The 17830-nt window shown below is 42.2% G+C and carries 11 protein-coding genes, 1 pseudogene and 1 other annotated feature; of the genes and pseudogenes, 3 read left to right on the top strand and 9 right to left on the bottom strand.

Features of this window, described 5'->3' with window-relative positions; genetic code table 11:
* Positions 1–131: 131 nt before the first annotated feature.
* The 3 genes and pseudogenes from NSQ29_RS02125 to NSQ29_RS02115 all read right to left on the bottom strand — a co-directional run.
* Positions 132–782, bottom strand: a pseudogene (locus NSQ29_RS02125) (exosporium glycoprotein BclB-related protein); the annotation flags it as partial.
* A 497-nt stretch (positions 783–1279) separates the two neighbouring features.
* Complete coding sequence (locus NSQ29_RS02120; protein WP_341124275.1) at positions 1280–2968, bottom strand: collagen-like protein; 1689 nt, start codon at positions 2966–2968, stop codon at positions 1280–1282.
* Positions 2969–3043: 75 nt separating this feature from the next.
* Positions 3044–3415 carry a hypothetical protein gene (locus NSQ29_RS02115; RefSeq protein ID WP_341124274.1) on the bottom strand — a complete coding sequence of 124 codons (372 nt, stop codon included), beginning with the start codon at positions 3413–3415 and terminating at the stop codon, positions 3044–3046.
* Between the two features lie 564 nt (positions 3416–3979).
* On the opposite strand from NSQ29_RS02115, the gene NSQ29_RS02110 reads away from it, so the two are divergent.
* A complete protein-coding gene (locus NSQ29_RS02110; protein ID WP_341124273.1) occupies positions 3980–5518 on the top strand; it encodes a class I SAM-dependent methyltransferase in 1539 nt (512 codons plus the stop codon).
* A gap of 171 nt (positions 5519–5689) precedes the next feature.
* On the opposite strand, the gene NSQ29_RS02105 is transcribed toward NSQ29_RS02110, so the two are convergent.
* Genes NSQ29_RS02105 through NSQ29_RS02095 form a run of 3 tightly spaced genes read right to left on the bottom strand, consistent with a single transcriptional unit; the run spans position 5690 to position 8373 of the window.
* On the bottom strand, positions 5690–6331 hold the full coding sequence (locus tag NSQ29_RS02105) for an acetyltransferase (RefSeq protein ID WP_341124272.1): 642 nt from the start codon (positions 6329–6331) through the stop codon (positions 5690–5692).
* Complete coding sequence (locus NSQ29_RS02100; RefSeq protein ID WP_341124271.1) at positions 6328–7464, bottom strand: DegT/DnrJ/EryC1/StrS family aminotransferase; 1137 nt, start codon at positions 7462–7464, stop codon at positions 6328–6330. The genes NSQ29_RS02105 and NSQ29_RS02100 overlap by 4 nt, the downstream gene beginning before the upstream one ends.
* Positions 7465–7512: 48 nt before the next feature.
* Complete coding sequence (locus NSQ29_RS02095; protein WP_341124270.1) at positions 7513–8373, bottom strand: glycosyltransferase family 2 protein; 861 nt, start codon at positions 8371–8373, stop codon at positions 7513–7515.
* A 136-nt stretch (positions 8374–8509) separates the two neighbouring features.
* On the opposite strand from NSQ29_RS02095, the gene NSQ29_RS02090 reads away from it, so the two are divergent.
* Entirely contained in the window at positions 8510–10036 is a 1527-nt protein-coding gene (locus tag NSQ29_RS02090) for a glycosyltransferase (RefSeq protein ID WP_341124269.1), read from the top strand.
* A 299-nt stretch (positions 10037–10335) separates the two neighbouring features.
* Here the strand turns inward: NSQ29_RS02090 and NSQ29_RS02085 are convergent, their stop codons facing one another.
* Both NSQ29_RS02085 and NSQ29_RS02080 read right to left on the bottom strand, forming a co-directional pair.
* Positions 10336–11178, bottom strand: coding sequence for a hypothetical protein (locus NSQ29_RS02085; RefSeq protein WP_341124268.1), 843 nt, complete (start codon positions 11176–11178; stop codon positions 10336–10338).
* Positions 11179–11671: 493 nt separating this feature from the next.
* Positions 11672–12025, bottom strand: coding sequence for a hypothetical protein (locus NSQ29_RS02080; RefSeq protein ID WP_341124267.1), 354 nt, complete (start codon positions 12023–12025; stop codon positions 11672–11674).
* A gap of 273 nt (positions 12026–12298) precedes the next feature.
* Positions 12299–12515, top strand: a binding site (T-box leader).
* A gap of 40 nt (positions 12516–12555) precedes the next feature.
* On the opposite strand from NSQ29_RS02080, the gene NSQ29_RS02075 reads away from it, so the two are divergent.
* Complete coding sequence (locus tag NSQ29_RS02075; RefSeq protein WP_341124266.1) at positions 12556–14421, top strand: arginine--tRNA ligase; 1866 nt, start codon at positions 12556–12558, stop codon at positions 14419–14421.
* Between the two features lie 54 nt (positions 14422–14475).
* Here NSQ29_RS02075 and NSQ29_RS02070 read toward each other — a convergent pair whose 3' ends face one another.
* Positions 14476–17820, bottom strand: coding sequence for a GH36-type glycosyl hydrolase domain-containing protein (locus NSQ29_RS02070; protein WP_341124265.1), 3345 nt, complete (start codon positions 17818–17820; stop codon positions 14476–14478).
* Positions 17821–17830: the final 10 nt, after the last annotated feature.

Below are 17830 nucleotides of genomic sequence, written 5' to 3'. Positions count from 1 at the left end.
AAGCCGAGCATTGAAGAAGGGGAGTCTGTTGGCCTGGATAAACAAGGACAAAAAAATAGGGATATCCTACAGCCTCATGGCTTTCGGAACATCCCTATTTCTATAACTATTTCAATATTAGTTTAATCCGATTATACAATAGTAACTCCAGCACTAGCGTATCCGGCAACGACTGCTGCTACGTCAAGCCCCTCAGTTACAGATGCAGAGAAGACTAACAATAAACGTTGACCAACGGTTACAGGTATACTTAAACCTGTGGTTGAGCCAAAGCTGATAGTTCCTATAGGAGGTAATCCTGTAAGAGAAGGACTCAATGTGACTAAAGCCCCAGGTACTGCTGTAAAGAGATTATTAGGTGCTGATGAACTAAATAGTTGTGCCGTGATTGTTATTGTGCTCCCAATTAAACTAAGCGCGACTGTAGTACTGAAATAGGCTGCCAAAGAGGTAATCGTTCCGGTCCGTGGAACTGAGAATGCAAAGTTCAGCAAGGTTCCAGCCGCACCTGTAAGATCTATCGTACCGCCAGCAACACTAATGTTAGTTGCATTGCTGCCGAATCCTACAATACTTGAAGTATTCAATAGACCTCCCAATACAGTTGTCACAGCTACAGGAAGACCAGACGCATAAGGAATGATTGCACCTGAACCAGTAGCTCCTGTTGCTCCCGTTGCTCCTGCTACTCCGTTTGCTCCGGTGCTTCCTGTTTCTCCGGTTGCTCCTGCTACTCCGTTTGCTCCGGTGCTTCCCGTTTCTCCGGTTGCACCAGTAAATCCTACATATTCACCATATAATTCAGAGTGGACAAGCCGATGAGCAGTTACTAATTGACCTGAGCTGCTTTTTCCCCAAACTGAAACTTCAATAGGATCGTCTATGACAGCAGGTGTTGTGATTAAAAATTCGAATGAATCAAAATTTGCATAATAATCTTTTGTTATCACTCCATTAGATCCAATAGTATGAAGTTCACTAACATATAGCGTTCTTATACCATTCATATAATAGCCTTCAACTAGAATCGACGATATAGGAACATCACTCTGATTCACGAGTTTTAAAGTAACCATCTGAGTTGGTCTCACACCGTCTACCAGATTGTTCTCTATAGGTCCCGTAGATAAATGGCTCATCTTCCCAACTCCTTTATATTAAATGCATAATTCCGGTTAGTCCTCAACAATGTTAGGTTAACAAAACAGAGGACACCGGGGAGCCGCATCGGCAATTGCTGAGTATCCCCTGTTTGTAACTATCAAACCTAGAGAAATAATTAAGTCATTTGATGGACAGACCAAACGATCCCCGCTGTGTTAGCTCCGCCCAAAGTCAGTGGAACAGTCAAGCCATTAGCCACATAGAACAATCCAATAATATCACCTGCTGTTAGTGCAAATTCTCCAGCGAGCGTCACGGTCCCACTTCCCAAGATAGCTCTCAACGTTAATACGAGCGCAACATTCACATCTAGCACAGGAAACAAGCCACTTACCAGATTTGTTGGGTTAGGGGTAGTTCTCTGAACTACAAATGCCGGATTGATCGCACTACCAAGACTTAATGTGATTGTAGCAGTTGTGGAATAGTTGATAGTCGCTTCAATCGAATATCTGCCAGTAGTCGGAATAGTATAACTACCCGTAACTTCGTTAAAAAACGGACTATCATAATAAGGCGGTGTAACAGTCCAGCCTGTTATTTGTGCAGATGTGGAAACTCCCAATGATGATTTAAATGCAGAGAATCCCTCTTGTTCAATATTAGGCCCTGTTGCTCCTGTGGTACCGGTAATACCAGTTACTCCAGTTACTCCAGTCGCTCCAGTCACCCCAGCAACGCCTGTTGCTCCTGTCGCACCTGTTACTCCTGCTCCCGTTACACCCGTTGCACCAGTTGCTCCAGTTGCTCCAGTCACCCCAGCAACGCCCGTTGCTCCTGTCGCACCTGTCACTCCTGTTGCACCAGTCACCCCAGCAACGCCCGTTGCTCCTGTCGCACCTGTTACTCCTGCTCCCGTTACTCCTGTTGCACCAGTCGCTCCAGTCACCCCAGCAACGCCCGTTACTCCTGTTGCACCTGTCACTCCTGCTCCCGTTACACCTGTTGCACCAGTCGCTCCAGTCACCCCAGCAACGCCCGTTACTCCTGTCGCACCTGTCACTCCTGCTCCCGTTGCACCCGTAGCACCAGTCGCTCCAGTCACCCCAGCAACGCCTGTTGCTCCTGTCGCACCTGTCACTCCTGCTCCCGTTCCACCTGTTGCACCTGTTACACCTGTTACACCCGTTGCACCAGTCGCTCCAGTCACCCCAGCAACGCCTGTTGCTCCTGTCGCACCTGTCGCACCTGTTACACCATTTGCACCTGTCGCACCTGTTACACCCGTTGCACCAGTCGCTCCAGTCACCCCAGCAACGCCTGTTGCTCCTGTCGCACCTGTCGCACCTGTTACACCATTTGCACCTGTCGCACCTGTCACTCCTGCTCCTGTTGCTCCAGTCGCTCCATCTCTCCCTGGCGTTCCTTCTGTACCTGTTGCTCCGGTTGGTCCTGTTGACCCGTTTCCTCCTGTTGCACCAGTCGCTCCTGTTGCTCCCGTATATCCAATATATTCTCCATACAATTCTGAGTAGACAAGACGATGAGCAGTCACTAATTGGCCTGTACTACTTTTCCCCCAAACTGAGATTTCAATTGGATCGTCTATCGGATCCGGTGTTATGAATAAGAATTCAAACGAATCAAAATTTGCATAATAATCCCTTGTTATCACTTCTTCAGGTTCTATTAAATGAAGTTCACTAACATAAAGCGTTCTTACACCTTCCATATAGTATCCTTCAATTAGAAGCGACGATATAAGAGTATCACTCTGATTCACAAGTTTAATAGTAACAATCTGAGTTGGTCTTACACCGTCTACCGGATTATTCTCTATAGGTCCCGTAGATAATTGACTCATTTTCGCAACCCCTCATTTTCAACTTTTCTCTTCTATAGGAGAACTGTATAAGATATCAGAAAGTATCGGTTATCGTTAATTAACAGTGGGTATTATCCCTTCCTTCTTCTCCCAAGTTACTATTCGATGAAGATCTACCAATTGCCCAGAAGACTGTTTTCCCCAGACTGAGATTCCTATCTCTGTTTCTATCTCCTCTCCCGTTTCAAACAGAAATTCAAAGGCATTTAAATCAGCAAAAAAAACTCTGGTCAATGCTTGATTAGGCGCAATAACTAGCATTTCATTCACATACATCGTTCTTACAACATCTAATACAAAACCTTGAATTACAAGGTTATAAGGATTGATAGCATCGCGATTTACTATGTTCACTGTTAGGATTTGTGTCTCTCTAACTCCCATAAAAGGACTATTATCTATAGGTCCCGTTTTATATATCGCCATCTTTTTTGTTCCTCCCCTCTATTACAAATTGAAAGTTTAGAACGGCAACATTAGCTCTATGTTTCGAAATGATTAGCTATATACAGCTCTATACAGTAATATTCATAGCTTAAAGCTACGTGTGGACGTTTTTACATAGAATTGTCAGTCTTTTTTATTTAAGAACTCACTACCTATACCCGCAATCTACTAAACTGTTAATTTACATGCTGTGTACATTAGACAAGCAAGCTCAAAATCCACTGTTGTTAGTGTATTGCGATCCTTACAACGTTGCCGGAAGAAAGCAGCGCTGTTAAGTTATACCGACTTTTGCAATCAATTAAAAGATGTGCCTTAAAGCCAACCCAGAACATGTCTTCAGAGTTATTCTTCACTTATATTAATTTTCATGTCACAAAAATCCTCAGACGGAATAGAATAATTAGATAAAATTCTATTGAAGTACATCTTTCCAAAAAACTTCTAAAAAATATGTAGCTCACCTATAAAAAGGTGTACTGCTCAGGTTGGTGAAGCTAAACAGGTTGTTCAACAATTGTCTGGATCATGAGGGGGTAAATAATGATTAATAGGAATAGTTTGTTTCAAAGAATTATGAAAATACAAACTGATTCTTCCTTACATGATTTTGGAGGGGGCAGCCCTCTGAATAAATGTTATGTTATGGCATACTTAATCAAGAAATTCGACCTTAAGAATTATGTGGAGATTGGTGTTTATAAAGGAAGAAGTATCCTTTCTGTATCACAAGCTATTAAAGATAATGCTGGAACTGCTTACGGAATAGACCCTTATGAGCTCAGTGAAGCCATGCAATACGATATTGATGAAAACTTAAGAGATCAAGTAAATAACTTTGTTGAAAAATTGAATTTCGAAGATCTATATATAAATTTCATTTTAAAGCGAGAAGTATTTGGACTTAAAAATGTAATTGAATTAATCAGAAAAACCTCATCCGAAGCTGTTATAGATTTACAACATATCGAAATTGATATGCTCCATATAGATGGCAATCATGAATATAAGCATGTACTTGAGGATCTCACCAATTATGCTCCTCTTATTAAAGACGGGGGATTCATTGTTTTTGATGATATCCATTGGGATTCAGTAAGACAATGCTATGACGATATTAAACAGGATTATATTGTTTTATTCGAAACGATGTACTATGGAATTCTAATGAAAAAAGAAAAAAATCAAAAAAATGTAGACCTTGCAAATTTGACCTCAAAAAAGTTAAAAAATCTTTATACTAAGCTCCGTAATATTGAACAACAAACACAAAAAAAGAAACCTACGGTTAACGTAGGTGTTCTTGCATATAACCATGAAAACTATATTCTACAATGTCTTCAATCTATTGTGACTCAAAAAGGTGACTTTAATTTGAAAATCGTTATCTGTGACGATAAATCGACAGACAAAACAGCCGAGTATATCGAGTCGTTTATTAAAAGCTCTCTGATTCCTAATGGAGTAAGCTTTGTGTTCTTAAAAGGTGAAGAAAATGTGGGAATGGTTAAGAATTTACAACGCCTATTGGAAGCTTGCCGCGGGAGTGACTTTTTAGCATTAATCGATGGTGATGATTATTGGAATGAAGAACATAGGCTGCAAAAGCACATAGACTTATTAGAAAGCCATCCAGAATGTGCACTTTCGTTTGATAGTATTATTTTATATTGGGAAAACCAAGGTGTATTTGGACCTCATCCCTTACAGTACGCAAAAACTAAAGAGATTTATACTACTGCAGATATCATTCAGTCTAATATAATCGGAAACATTTCCTGTTGTTTTTACGATGCGAGCTACCTGAATCAAATTCCAGATGATCTATTTACCTCCTCCTTTGTTGGGGATTGGATATTAAATATAGTCTATTCTCAGTTTGGAGACATCGGTTATATTAATAAACCTATGACGGTTTATAGAAAGCACGATAATGGGATTTGGACTGGAAATAAGACATTTAATCAATTTGAGAAGAAGAAATATCTAATTGAAAGTGTAGATAAATGTAACCAGCTTTTAGATTTTCTTTATGATGAAGAGTTTACTAAAGTGAAAAATCAACTACCAAGATATCTTTAAATATATTAATAAATAGGAGACTCAAACACAACACTTAAAACCAGTGATGAGACCATAGGCATATCTTAAATCTAAGAGATATGCCTATGAAACACATTCGGGTGCACATCACCGGATCGATTGTATCGTGAAGAATTCGTCCGAGAAGATCAAACGCCCCTAAGGTTCAAATTAAGTTGAGTTAAATCTTTTCTTAACGACTGCAGGGACACCAGCAACCAAAGTAAAGTCGGGAACGTCGTCTTTGACAAATGCTCCTCCACCAATCGTAGACCAACAACCAATGCGGCGTTTCTCACGGACCGAAGCTGCGATACCAATATAAGCGCCTTCATCAATGGTTACATTACCGGCTACATTAACACCAGGAGACATAGTTACAAAATCACTAATTATTACATCATGACTGAGACTAACACCTTGGTTAATAATAACATGCTGGCCGATCCTGATATTTCCAGATAAGATAGCCCCTTGAAAGATCATACTTCCTTCTCCGATGATGTTACTTTGAGAGATTCGAACATGGGGATGTATCAAAGCGGATGCAATACGGAATCCTGATTGGATGGTTTCATGAGCGAATCTTTTTTTCAAACTCGTATCGCCCACCCCGGCGCATACTAGCTCTACCTCGTTTTTTAATAGCTCAATATCAACCAAAGTTCCCAGAACGGGAATACCATCGACAATCCGGCCTTTGAACTCAGGTCGTTCGTCTAAAAATCCCATTACCTGAACGTCTAATTGTTCGCATAACCAGTTAATCTCTCTGGCATGACCACCAGATCCCCAAATGACTAGTTTTCTCATCGGTTAGCTTCTCCCAAGCTTCCAAGAAATTTAGTAATTCTTCGAATCGTAACCTCCTCCAGTTCCTCCCACAAGGGTAAGCTGACAATATGTTTCGCGGTATGTTCGGTAACCTTCATGGATGCTCTCGGATAGCCTTGGAATTGCTTATGCTGATGACATGCCGGGGAAAAGTAGGTTCTGGCTTCAATGGAGTTAGAGGCTAACGTTTCGACTACTTCACTGTTACTATGGGACTCCGGACTGAGGATAGAAATAAATTGATGAACAACAGATCCTTGTGATTTATGCATGGACCAGCCTTGTTCAAATAAACCTTCTTTGTCCAGTTCTTGAAGATACATTTTATAAATTGCCTTTCGATTCTCCTGTATGGCGGGGAATTGATCTAGAGTAGCTAAGGCAATAGCTGCGGTGTACTCCGACATCTTACTGTTTAACCCTTGGATAACGGACTCCCTGTTGCTGGAGAAGCCAAAATTCCCTGCTTGACGTATTCGCTTAATAAGATCCTGGTCCATACTGTAGACCAATCCACCTTCTCCAATTCCGAAGGATTTGGTGGCATGAAAGCTGAACACTACTGCTCCTCCGAAGCCTTTGCCAAAATGAGTGGCCTCCTCTAAGGTTTTTGTGCCAAAACTAGAAGCAGCATCAATAACTACTGGAACACCTTGCTGCATTAGCGAATTATATAACGATAAATCTATGGCTGTACCAAATGTGGCATAAGGAATAACAACCGCAACCTCATCTCCAAGCTGTTTGACGGTATGTTCTAATTGCTCCCTATTCATTTGTAAATTGTCCGGTTCAATATCTAGGAAATAAGGTTCAAGTCCACACCATTGTGCGGCAAGGGGGGTGGCAGCAAAAGTGAAGCTTGGCATAATTGCATACTTTCCTTTGGAGCGCTTGGATTGAGAAATTGCTACCATAAGTCCGATCGTAGCATTATGAACGGTCACAGCCGAACCGTTCCCTCCGAACATTTCCGTAATGACACGTTCTTCAAATAGGTTGTTTAAGGGCCCATAATTAGAATAGATTCGGGTTGCCTCAATTTTCTCATAGTAAGTAAGAAATTGTTCTTTTTTTACTAAGTTAGGTCGTAAAAAGGGGATTTCAAACATGCACGGACCCTCCTTCATTTGTAGCAATTAAATCTAAGATAAAAGTTTCTATAACGTTGTTAATATCATTTCAATTCGCTTAATATCACTAGAAAATTGATGATGATCCTTTACACGATTAAGATAAGAATGGAGGGCAGCTTTATATAAATCGTTTGTCTCTAGAAATCCATCATCTCTAGCGGCGATAGTAATATCCAACCATTCAGAGAATACCTTAGGGCCAAGTGTTTGATTATTTTGATTAGGATGTATGCGGAAATAGCTTAGAGCTTCCGGAATATACACTGCTTTTCCTTTGGATAGTAAGTTTAACCAAGAGGCTAAATCATTGAGAAGAGAATACTGTTTTCCTAAATACACTCCAAATGGATCGATAAGATCGGCTTTTTTGAATAATACCGTTGTAGGTTCACCTATTACATTTAAGCAACGACTTAATGCAATATTTGCAAGCTGCTTTCCGTCCATGATCCTTGTTTCTTGATATAACCTATCCGTTGCATAGAGAGGAGGGATAAATACACCTGATTCATTAATCGTTTGTCGGTATGAGGTAACCAGCGTAATGTTCTCAAATTCTCGAAAATAACAGATCATCTTTGCAATTTTTTCTTTATGAAATACATCATCATCCATTAAGTAATTGATATATTCCCCGGATGCCAAGTTATAGCACTTATGCCAATTTTCAAGAAAAAGATTTTTTTCATTTTTGAAATATTTTATTTGAGGAAACGCGTTTAAATAGGGAACTAGCATCTCCTGTACATTATTATTCGAGCTATCATCACAGATGACGATCTCTATATTCGGGTAGGTCTGTTCGAGTACACTATCAATGGCGATTTGAAGCGTATGCGGTCGGTTATAAGCAGGTATTACTACACTCACTAAAGGGTATTTCACTTGAATCCACCTTTCTAATTCGGCAATGTGGATTTTTGTTATTTGCTAACATACACATAAACACTCCCATATATATATTAATGAAGCATCGAAATGATGATAAAAATGTCTTCACAACTAGTAAAGGGGAATGTTCATGTCACTTGATTTCACTCCATTATTGACAGCACATCTTTTTGTAGCTGATACGGTGTTAAAGGATGAACTTGAAAAGTTTGTAGAGAAAATGGAAGAAAGCCATATTACCGTAAATCAGTATGAAGCAGGCCATCCTATACAAGAGACTATTCTCCAAGGACCTCACATCTATATTTCTTTGGGTGAGGATTGGGGCGCGTTTAGTGCTCTTATTGAATTGCCTAAGCATGAAAAAAAACGCTGGTTGCACTTTCATTCACCTAACGAAATTCAGCCTGAACATTTATTTTTCTGCTGGCTCAAAGCTACAAACCCTCTCCCAGAGAATCGGATGATTCCTCCAACTCGTTTTTCATCAGCCACACCCTTAATATCCGTATTTACTGCAGCCTACAGATCCAAAGAGAAAATTGATCGGCCCTATCAATCCTTATTGAAACAGACATATACAAATTGGGAATGGGTAATCGTAGATGATTCCGGTGATGATGATGAAACATATAGACAATATTTACTTCCACTAAATGACTATCGCGTTCGCAGATATCGTCAAGACTCACGTAATGGTTATATCGGGGCAAATAAAAGGTATGCTGCAGGGCTATGCAGAGGAGAAATATTAGTAGAAGTCGATCATGATGATGAGCTGACAGCTGAGTGCCTTGAGAAAATTGTCAGTGCGTTTAAGCAAAATCCAGATTGTGGGTTTGTATATGGGGATTGTGCCGAGGTGTATGCAGGAAGTAACTATGCGCATTGGTACGGTTGGGACTGCGGCTTTGGTTACAGTATTTATTACCGGGTCTGGCTGCATGACATGAACCGATGGCAAAATGCTCAGAAACATACAACTATTAACGGAAAGACCATTTCTCACCTTGTCGGTTTGCCTAATCACCCTCGTGCGTGGACAAGAGATTGCTACCATCTAATCGGAGGACATCGAGATGAATTATTGGTAGCAGATGATTACGACATGCTGGTACGTACGTTTCTTTGTACTAAAATTGTACAGATCCCTGATTTGTTATATATCCAATATCGCAATGAACATGGTAGCAATACCACATTTTTAAGGAATAAACAGATTCAAATTCTGGTTCGGCAATTAATGAGAGCATACTATCAAAGAATTACAATGAGATTAATCGAGCTTGATTTACCGGAAAAAATACCATATAACCGTATATGGGAGACCTCTGTTAATGATCCTGCCCGGAAATCTGCGCATGTGATTCATGAGGATTCTTCCCGTTACTCAATACTGTTTCCAATCCCATACAGTTGTCCTGAAGAGCACACCCAATTAATGAAAACACTCCAAAGGGGTGTTGAAAACAATTTTAGGAACACAGAGATAGTGGTTGTTGGAAGAATTCCGGAGGAAGTTGAAGTCTATGCCTCCAAAGCTCCTACCGGTGCCATTCGATGGTGGCCAATGCAAGAAAAGGATTCACTCGAAACTTGTATACAATATGCCAAATACATTGCTTCGTGTAAGGAAAAGGTGGTTGTATTACCGTAAATCATAAGAATGATGATTAGAATAAATTCAAACCTTTGCGAAGTTTACTGAGTAATTCTCATGGATCTGGCCAAAGGTTTTTTTGTAATTCTATGAAGCAAGCTTACTCAAAGTAATCTAGAGGTCGGGGGGGCTTTCTCTTGCCCACAATCTACTAAAGAAGGCTGCAGTGAACGCAAAAAATGAAGGAGCTAAGCATCTACAAACCGCTTAGCTCCTTCGTCTATTCATATTTCATAAATGTTATGGCACTTAGGTTGTTCCAAAGATGACTTTGGGGACAGCCCCATAAAGTATACCTAACTTGAAGCCCTCAAGAAACTATTATAACACTGTAGGTCCTTACGGTCCTTGATCTCCTTGAGGTCCTTGTACTCCTTGAGGTCCTTGGTCTCCTTGCGGTCCTTGATCTCCTTGATCACCTTGAGGTCCTTGGTCTCCTTGATCTCCTTGATCTCCTTGCGGTCCTTGGTCTCCTTGCGGTCCTTGAACGCCTTGCGGTCCTTGTACTCCTTGCGGTCCTTGTACTCCTTGAGGTCCTTGGTCTCCTTGCGGTCCTTGTACTCCTTGAGGTCCTTGATCTCCTTGCGGCCCTTGATCTCCTTGCGGTCCTTGGTCACCTTGAGGTCCTTGATCACCTTGCGGTCCTTGGTCTCCTTGAGGTCCTTGGTCTCCTTGCGGTCCTTGGTCACCTTGAGGTCCTTGATCTCCTTGAGGTCCTTGAACACCTTGCGGTCCTTGATCTCCTTGAGGTCCTTGAACACCTTGCGGTCCTTGGTCACCTTGAGGTCCTTGATCTCCTTGAGGTCCTTGGTCGCCTTGTGATCCTTGAACACCTTGCGGTCCTTGTACTCCTTGAGGTCCTTGTACTCCTTGAGGTCCTTGATCACCTTGTGGTCCTTGAACACCTTGCGGTCCTTGTACTCCTTGAGGTCCTTGAACACCTTGTGGTCCTTGAACACCTTGAGGTCCTTGGTCACCTTGCGGTCCTTGAACGCCTTGCGGTCCTTGAACGCCTTGCGGTCCTTGAACGCCTTGCGGTCCTTGAACGCCTTGCGGTCCTTGGTCACCTTGCGGTCCTTGAACGCCTTGCGGTCCTTGAACGCCTTGCGGTCCTTGGTCTCCTTGCGGTCCAGTATCACCTTGAGGGCCTGCGATCTCTGTTCCTAAAAGTTCATCAGAGACTAATCGATGGGCAGGCACGAATTCCCCAGCAGCATTTTTACCCCATACAGAAATTTGTGTTTCATTCTCAGCTGGTCCACTTATGGTAAAAACGAACTCTATCGCATCGAAATTAGCGAAATAGTTTCTAGATAATACTACATTAGGTCCTATGGGTACTAATTCTTGTACATATAATATTCTGGTACCATTTAAATGAAAGCCTTCAATAACAACATTAGAAGAATTCACAGGATCGCGATTATCCAATTTTATTAACACTGTTTGAGTGGGCCTAACACCACTAACCGGATCATTTGCAATAGGTCCTGTTGATAATACTGCCATTACGGCACTCCCTCCTTTCTGAAAAATACAGTTAATCAAGGTTTCTTGTTAAACTGCTCTTTTTTATAATATGTTTCAACTATTTATTAAGAATGTGGTTATTACCCTGCATATATGTTGAATTTATGTTTCTAACTGCTCCTCTGCAACAACTCGTTGAACATCGATAATTACACCACTTTCGTTTCTCCCCCAAACTGAAATCTCAGTGCTTATTTCCGCAGAACCGTCTGTGGTGAACACGAATTCATATGCATCAAAGTCTGCTCCAAAATTTCTCGTAATAACTTCATTGGGTGCAATAGATATTTCTTCTAGTACGTAGAGTGTTCTGAAGCTGTTTAATTTGTAACCTTGAATATGAACAGAAGAAAAATTGATAGAATCACGGTTTACGATTTTGATAATGACCGTTTGAATTGTTCTGACACCACTAACAGGATCGTTTGCAATGGGTCCTGTTGATAATACTGCCATTAAGCTATTCCCTCCTTTATTAAGTATTTTTCAAAAACTCAGGTTTACAAATAAAAAATACAAAACTAAAAATTGGGAAAGAGTTAATTCCCATGTATTGTATTAATAATTTGTTTCATTTGATTGTTTGAATACCCAAAAATTTTATATTAATTTAGCTATGACTTGATAGTTTTTGAGACTTCAATCCCTGCAGGAGCTCAAGGAAGTTGGGATTAGCTCTAACACCCTATTGCTTTTTTCGAAATATTCGTTATACTAATAAAAATTATTCAAGCATCGATGAGCGGGAGAGTAGTTAACGTGTTCTAGTCCTCAGCGAGCCGGGTAAGTGCAAGCCGGTACAGATCACCTAATGAAGCGCACCCGTGAGATGGACTTCTGAACCTAAGTAGGAAGTCCCGGCTAAAGACCGTTATCCTGTAAGGTGGCTAAACATCTGTTTAGCAACGAGAGTGGTACCGCGAGCGCTAAAGCCCTCGTCTCTTTTGAGACGAGGGCTTTTTTGTATTTTCAAAGGAGGGTATAAAATGTTAAGTCAAATCATCAAAAACAGCATTGAACAAAGTGTAAAAAAAGTATTCCACACCTTAGAAGTTGCCTACCCAAAAGATGTTGCAATTCTGATCGAACAGCCAGCTAATCTAGAGCATGGTGATTATTCCTGCAATATTGCTATGCAGCTAGCCAAACTCCTGCGTAAATCCCCTCTCGTCATAGCAGAGTTAGTAAAAGCAGAAATCAAATTACAAGAGAGTTACACGGGTCTTTTACAAAAAGTCGAAGTAGCTGCTCCTGGATTTATTAATTTGTATATGAATTGGCAGGTGTGGGCTAAACATTCCTTTGATCTGCCTAACAGCACAAGGGAAAAGGTCATCATCGAGCACACTTCAATCAATCCAAATAAAGCTGCTCATGTAGGTCATCTGAGAAATGCCTGCATCGGCGATGCGCTGGTCAGAATCATGAAAAGAACCGGACATAACGTAGAGGTCCATAACTACGTGGATGATCTGGGCAACCAGCTGGCAGATACAGTCGTTGGTTTATTAAATGTACCCTTGGAAGGGGATCATCAACGTTTCGGTGATTATTGCTGGGATCTATATGCCAAAGTGAACAAAGAATATGCACGGAATCCAGAGATCACTCACAAGCGCACGGATATGCTGCATGCCCTTGAAAAGGGTGATGGTAATGAGGCGTGGCTAGGCAACTTAGTTGCTGAACGTATTGTGAGAGAACATGTATCGGAAATGAAGCGTTTTGGTATTCACTATGACCTGCTGGTGTGGGAGAGTAATATTTTAAAAGAGGGCTTCTGGACAGCCGCATCTGAGCTATTGAAGCAAACGGCAGTTTTTGTACAGGAGACTGAAGGCAAACTTGCGGGCTGCTGGGTGCTAAAGCAAGGGACAGAGGTTAGCAGTGGAGCGAATTCAGAGGATCATCAGATGGATAAGGTGCTTGTGCGTTCGAATGGGATTTTGACGTACACAGCCAAAGACATTGCTTATCATCTCTGGAAATTCGGTCTACTAACCAAAGATTTCACCTACAGTGAATTCTCGTCTGGTTTATGGACCACAGGATTAACTGGAACCCATGAGCCCTATGGACATGCCAACCGTGTTATTAATGTGATCGATTATAGACAGGAATATCCGCAACAAATGGTTAAGCAAGCTTTAGGAGCACTAGGATATAACGAACAGGCTGAGAAGCTCCATCATGTAAGTTATGGCGTTGTTTCTCTTAGTCCGGCCTCTGCTGCTGAGCTAGGGATAGATGTTTCAGAAGGGAAATCTTCTTATGCCATGTCCGGGCGCCAAGGAATCGGTGTTAAGGTGAGCGATTTAGTAAAGCTTATGGAACAGAACATAGAACATTCGCGCTCCGATAAAGAGGGTCTTTCCAGCCACATCATTGCAGCTGCTGCTATTCGTTATTATCTGCTGCGGTTTAACCTGGGAACGGAAATCGTGTTTGATTTCAAACAGGCTACCGAAATATCCGGTAATACCGGGGTTTATCTGATGTACACCTATGCCCGTGCCAGCAGTGTTTTGAGCAAATCTACAATCCCGTTCAGCACAGATAGCTCAGAACTTCAATGCCCCATCGAAATGGAAAAGGCAGAGCTCGCTTTGCTGAGACAGCTTAGCCTCTGGCAGGAGACATTGTATTCTGCCAGCATAGAATTGACGCCGAATATACTCTGCACATACGCGCATACCTTAGCCACACTTTTCAATAACTTCTATTCTATATGTCCGATTTTAAAAGGTGCGGAGGCTACCATCGCGTTCCGCCTCTGGCTCACTTCGAGATTTAAGGACACTTTAGGTGAAGTGCTAGAGGTACTTGGGTTACCGACACCGAGCCGTATGTAGTACAAAAAGGGCAATCTCCACGCTTATCGCGGAGATTGCCCTTTTTTTATTATCTTACTTATAAATGTCTATCACATTTCCAGCTTCTACGCAGAGACGATCAAAGTCCTCACGTTTGATACGGATACCACCACTACGGTAGCGATTAAGCGTACCTTCGGCTTGAACTTCTGTACCGTTAACAGTAATCCGACTGTTATCAGAGCCCGTAAGGTGATAAATAAAGTCTACCTTAGTGCCTGCATATTCAAAGCTAAAGCGCATTCCGTCCAGCGACTCCGGCAGAATTGGATCGACGATTAAATCTCCGCCTTCCGTACGGATCCCCAGTGCATTCGAGATCAACTGGTTCATGTAGATCCCAGGACCGCTTGAATAGATTCTCCAGCCACCTTTAACCGCTACGTCACCATTACGCAGTTTATCGAAATTCTCCTGTGCCTCGTAACGGGTGTTAAATTTACCATCCGAGCTACTGAAATAAGAGTTAGCCTGACGTAGTTCAGCGTTTGGCACCACGTCGCGGATTCCGATCGGATTGATCGCCGCTAGGCCATTCCAGACCTGATCGGTTTTCCCTAGCTTAGCCATAGCTTCTACATAACGGATGTGTGCATGTACATATTGAAGTCCAATTTCCCGACCAAAGTTAGAAGCTTGCTCCGCACGTTTGAAATGGGTGCTTACGCCGCCAACATATTGAGCTGGACGGTTCATCAGACGAACGCCATCTGGACAGAACAGTTTATCCTGGATTACTTCATAGTGGGCTTCGGCTTGTTCTGGTGTAAGCAGCTCACTGATCATACTGCGCGTCATTGGCAGCAGACGGTATTGGATCCCTGTTTCCGTATCACTTGGATGTACCATAAGCTTCACTTGCTCTGGGTCCTCCATATACAAGAAGCCTGGAATTACCTCAGATTGAAGCATATGTGTGTTGAAATCCTCACGGATTCCCTCCACCATCGCTTTCAGCTCTTCCGAACCTGCTGGATCAACTTTATGAATCACTTCTGAGAACTGATTCAATGTCTGATAGGTAAGCGCCACTGTCCAGCTGCTAACCATGTACTGCTTCAGCTGTGGATTAGCCGGTTGGAGTGTATCATCCCAGTCACCATCACCGTAAGAAGACAAATGCGTGTCATGCAGGAAGTGATTCTTAATATAAGCAACTTCCTTCCGTGCATGATCCAGCAGCGTCGCTTTTTCCTCTGTAAAATCAAAGCTATGCTTACGAGTATAAGGCACAGTCGCTTGCAAAATACTGTAGTCTTGCGTTACCGCCAAATAGTCTCCAAGCACTTTGAGTGGCCATACAATAATATCTCCGTGGCTCTCCTCTTGCTGAATCTTCGTATATTTATCAAACATGAACCACTGTGGCCAGTTACCATCATCTTCATATTGATGAGCATACAGGGTCAGCAATATTTCGCGAACCTGATCGTATTTTTGCGTAGCCATGAAGTATTCCACTGGTCCCTGACACACGTCACGGGTTCCCCAAGCAGCGCCGCCGTATTGTTCCAATCCGTGAGGGACTGAATAATGGACGAGCATATTATGTGTATACCACCAAGCTAGAGCATTTACCTTAAACAACTCACCTTCGGACCCATCACCTAACGTCAAGCGGAAGCCATTCATAACCCCGCTGTAGAACTCGCGGTATGCGGAAATCTCCTCTTCGGCTGTACGGCTGCTCGATTGAATCTCCTTACCATCCAGAAGACCTTGAATGTTCAATGTCCATTCACTGCTCTCCGACAGTTCCAGAATAGCTAGCGGCGCATCTGACTGGTCAGCATGAGAGACAAGTCTACCTTCATTTTGAAGAGTGAAATCCGCTCCCTGTACCTGGAATTTATATTGCAGATCAGGATATTCTCCTGCACTTAGTGCACTTCTATCAGCCGAGAAGGTTACGGTTCCCTCTTCTTGTTTGAATTGATATGGAAGCTCGTATTCGTTAACGTTCATAGTGATTTGATTAGTGACTAGATAGCGATAAGCTTTTCCACTTTCCGTACGCACATTCAGGAATATCTCCGGAGAATCTGCAGTAGTGTAGTTCGTAATAATAAAGCATTCGCCATCTGTTCTGTAATACCAACGGGCATAGTTGAAACCAACCTCGAACAATGAAGGCATGGTCAAGAGGCGATATTCGCCATTCCACTGTACATAGATTCTTTGTCCCGAAGCCTTTGGAATGTTAAGTGCATTTCTGGCATTGGTCATGAGCTTGTTGAAATTGGTATTGCCAATAACGATTTGAGAGTTAAATATTCCGTACATATAGGAAGTCGTAGTGATTACCTTATCGTTAAGTCGGGCATTATCCCCACTCATTAGAATATGACCATGAGGACGCTCTACCTTAAGTTCCTTCTCTTTTAATACAACATGCTCATAATTTTCCGTGAAGAAAGACAGAAGCTGGTCTCCCTCTTTTTCCTCTTGATAGCGAACCGGGAACAAGGCTTCGATCTCTTCGCTCGTCAGAGAATTTGCAGCTAGTGGTGCTCCCAGCTCTTTTGTCAAGAAAGAACGCTCGAGCGGTGCTTCAGCTTCTAAAGGCAACTCTTTTACCGTTTCCCAAGCCGCAGCAACATCCTTCGTGAATTCTAACGAGGTAATCGCTTCTGGATGATCTTGCTTGAACAATCCATAAAATACAAACCGGGCTTCCCCACTCAGCTTCACCCGCTCCGATTGCAGCGCAGTATAAGCGAATTCATATTGATAGATTTCATTACTTAATTGCTCACGGCTCAGGCTTTCTGGTTGATTGGTCTCTTTATAAGACAATCCAAAGAATTGGAAACCATCTGTTGAGAAGCTTGCTGCCTTAGTGATTGCACCCTGTTGTAGATATGGAAATTTGCCACCTTGCGGTTGATTCTGTCTGGAACATACTACATATCCCTTTGACTGATCCTCGAATACGGCGTGGTCAATATACTGTGACAGATAGGCTTCATTACTGCGAACAGCACCGATATCGGCAATACCCACATCTTGTCCGTACACGAGATCCACATCTGCATCTTGCCCTTTAAGCTTCACGTCCCAGAACCAAGCGCCTTGAGCCGTCGGAGTAAAAATAACCTGATACTCGATATTTTCCGCAGTACCTTCCCAAACCAAGCGGTTCCCAGCCTTACGTACAGTGCTTGAGGAATGAATGCCCAGCAAAGGAACAGCTTGAATGCTTCCATTACTATGAATGCGTAAATATAGGTTGGATAAGGAGCCATCCACGATATTAGGCAGCAATTGATTGATCATTGTCCGTTCATGGAGAACTTGGAACAAGTCCCCACTGTTTGTAAAAGTGAATGATAAGTCTCCAGCGTTTAAATGGATGTTAGAATTCATATTAGTAGTCATATTCTTGCAC

It is taken from the genome of Paenibacillus sp. FSL F4-0236 (assembly GCF_038000135.1).
Lineage (GTDB): Bacteria > Bacillota > Bacilli > Paenibacillales > Paenibacillaceae > Paenibacillus_AQ.
Note: the sequence above shows the minus strand (reverse complement) of the source record. Positions and strands in the feature narration are given on the sequence as shown.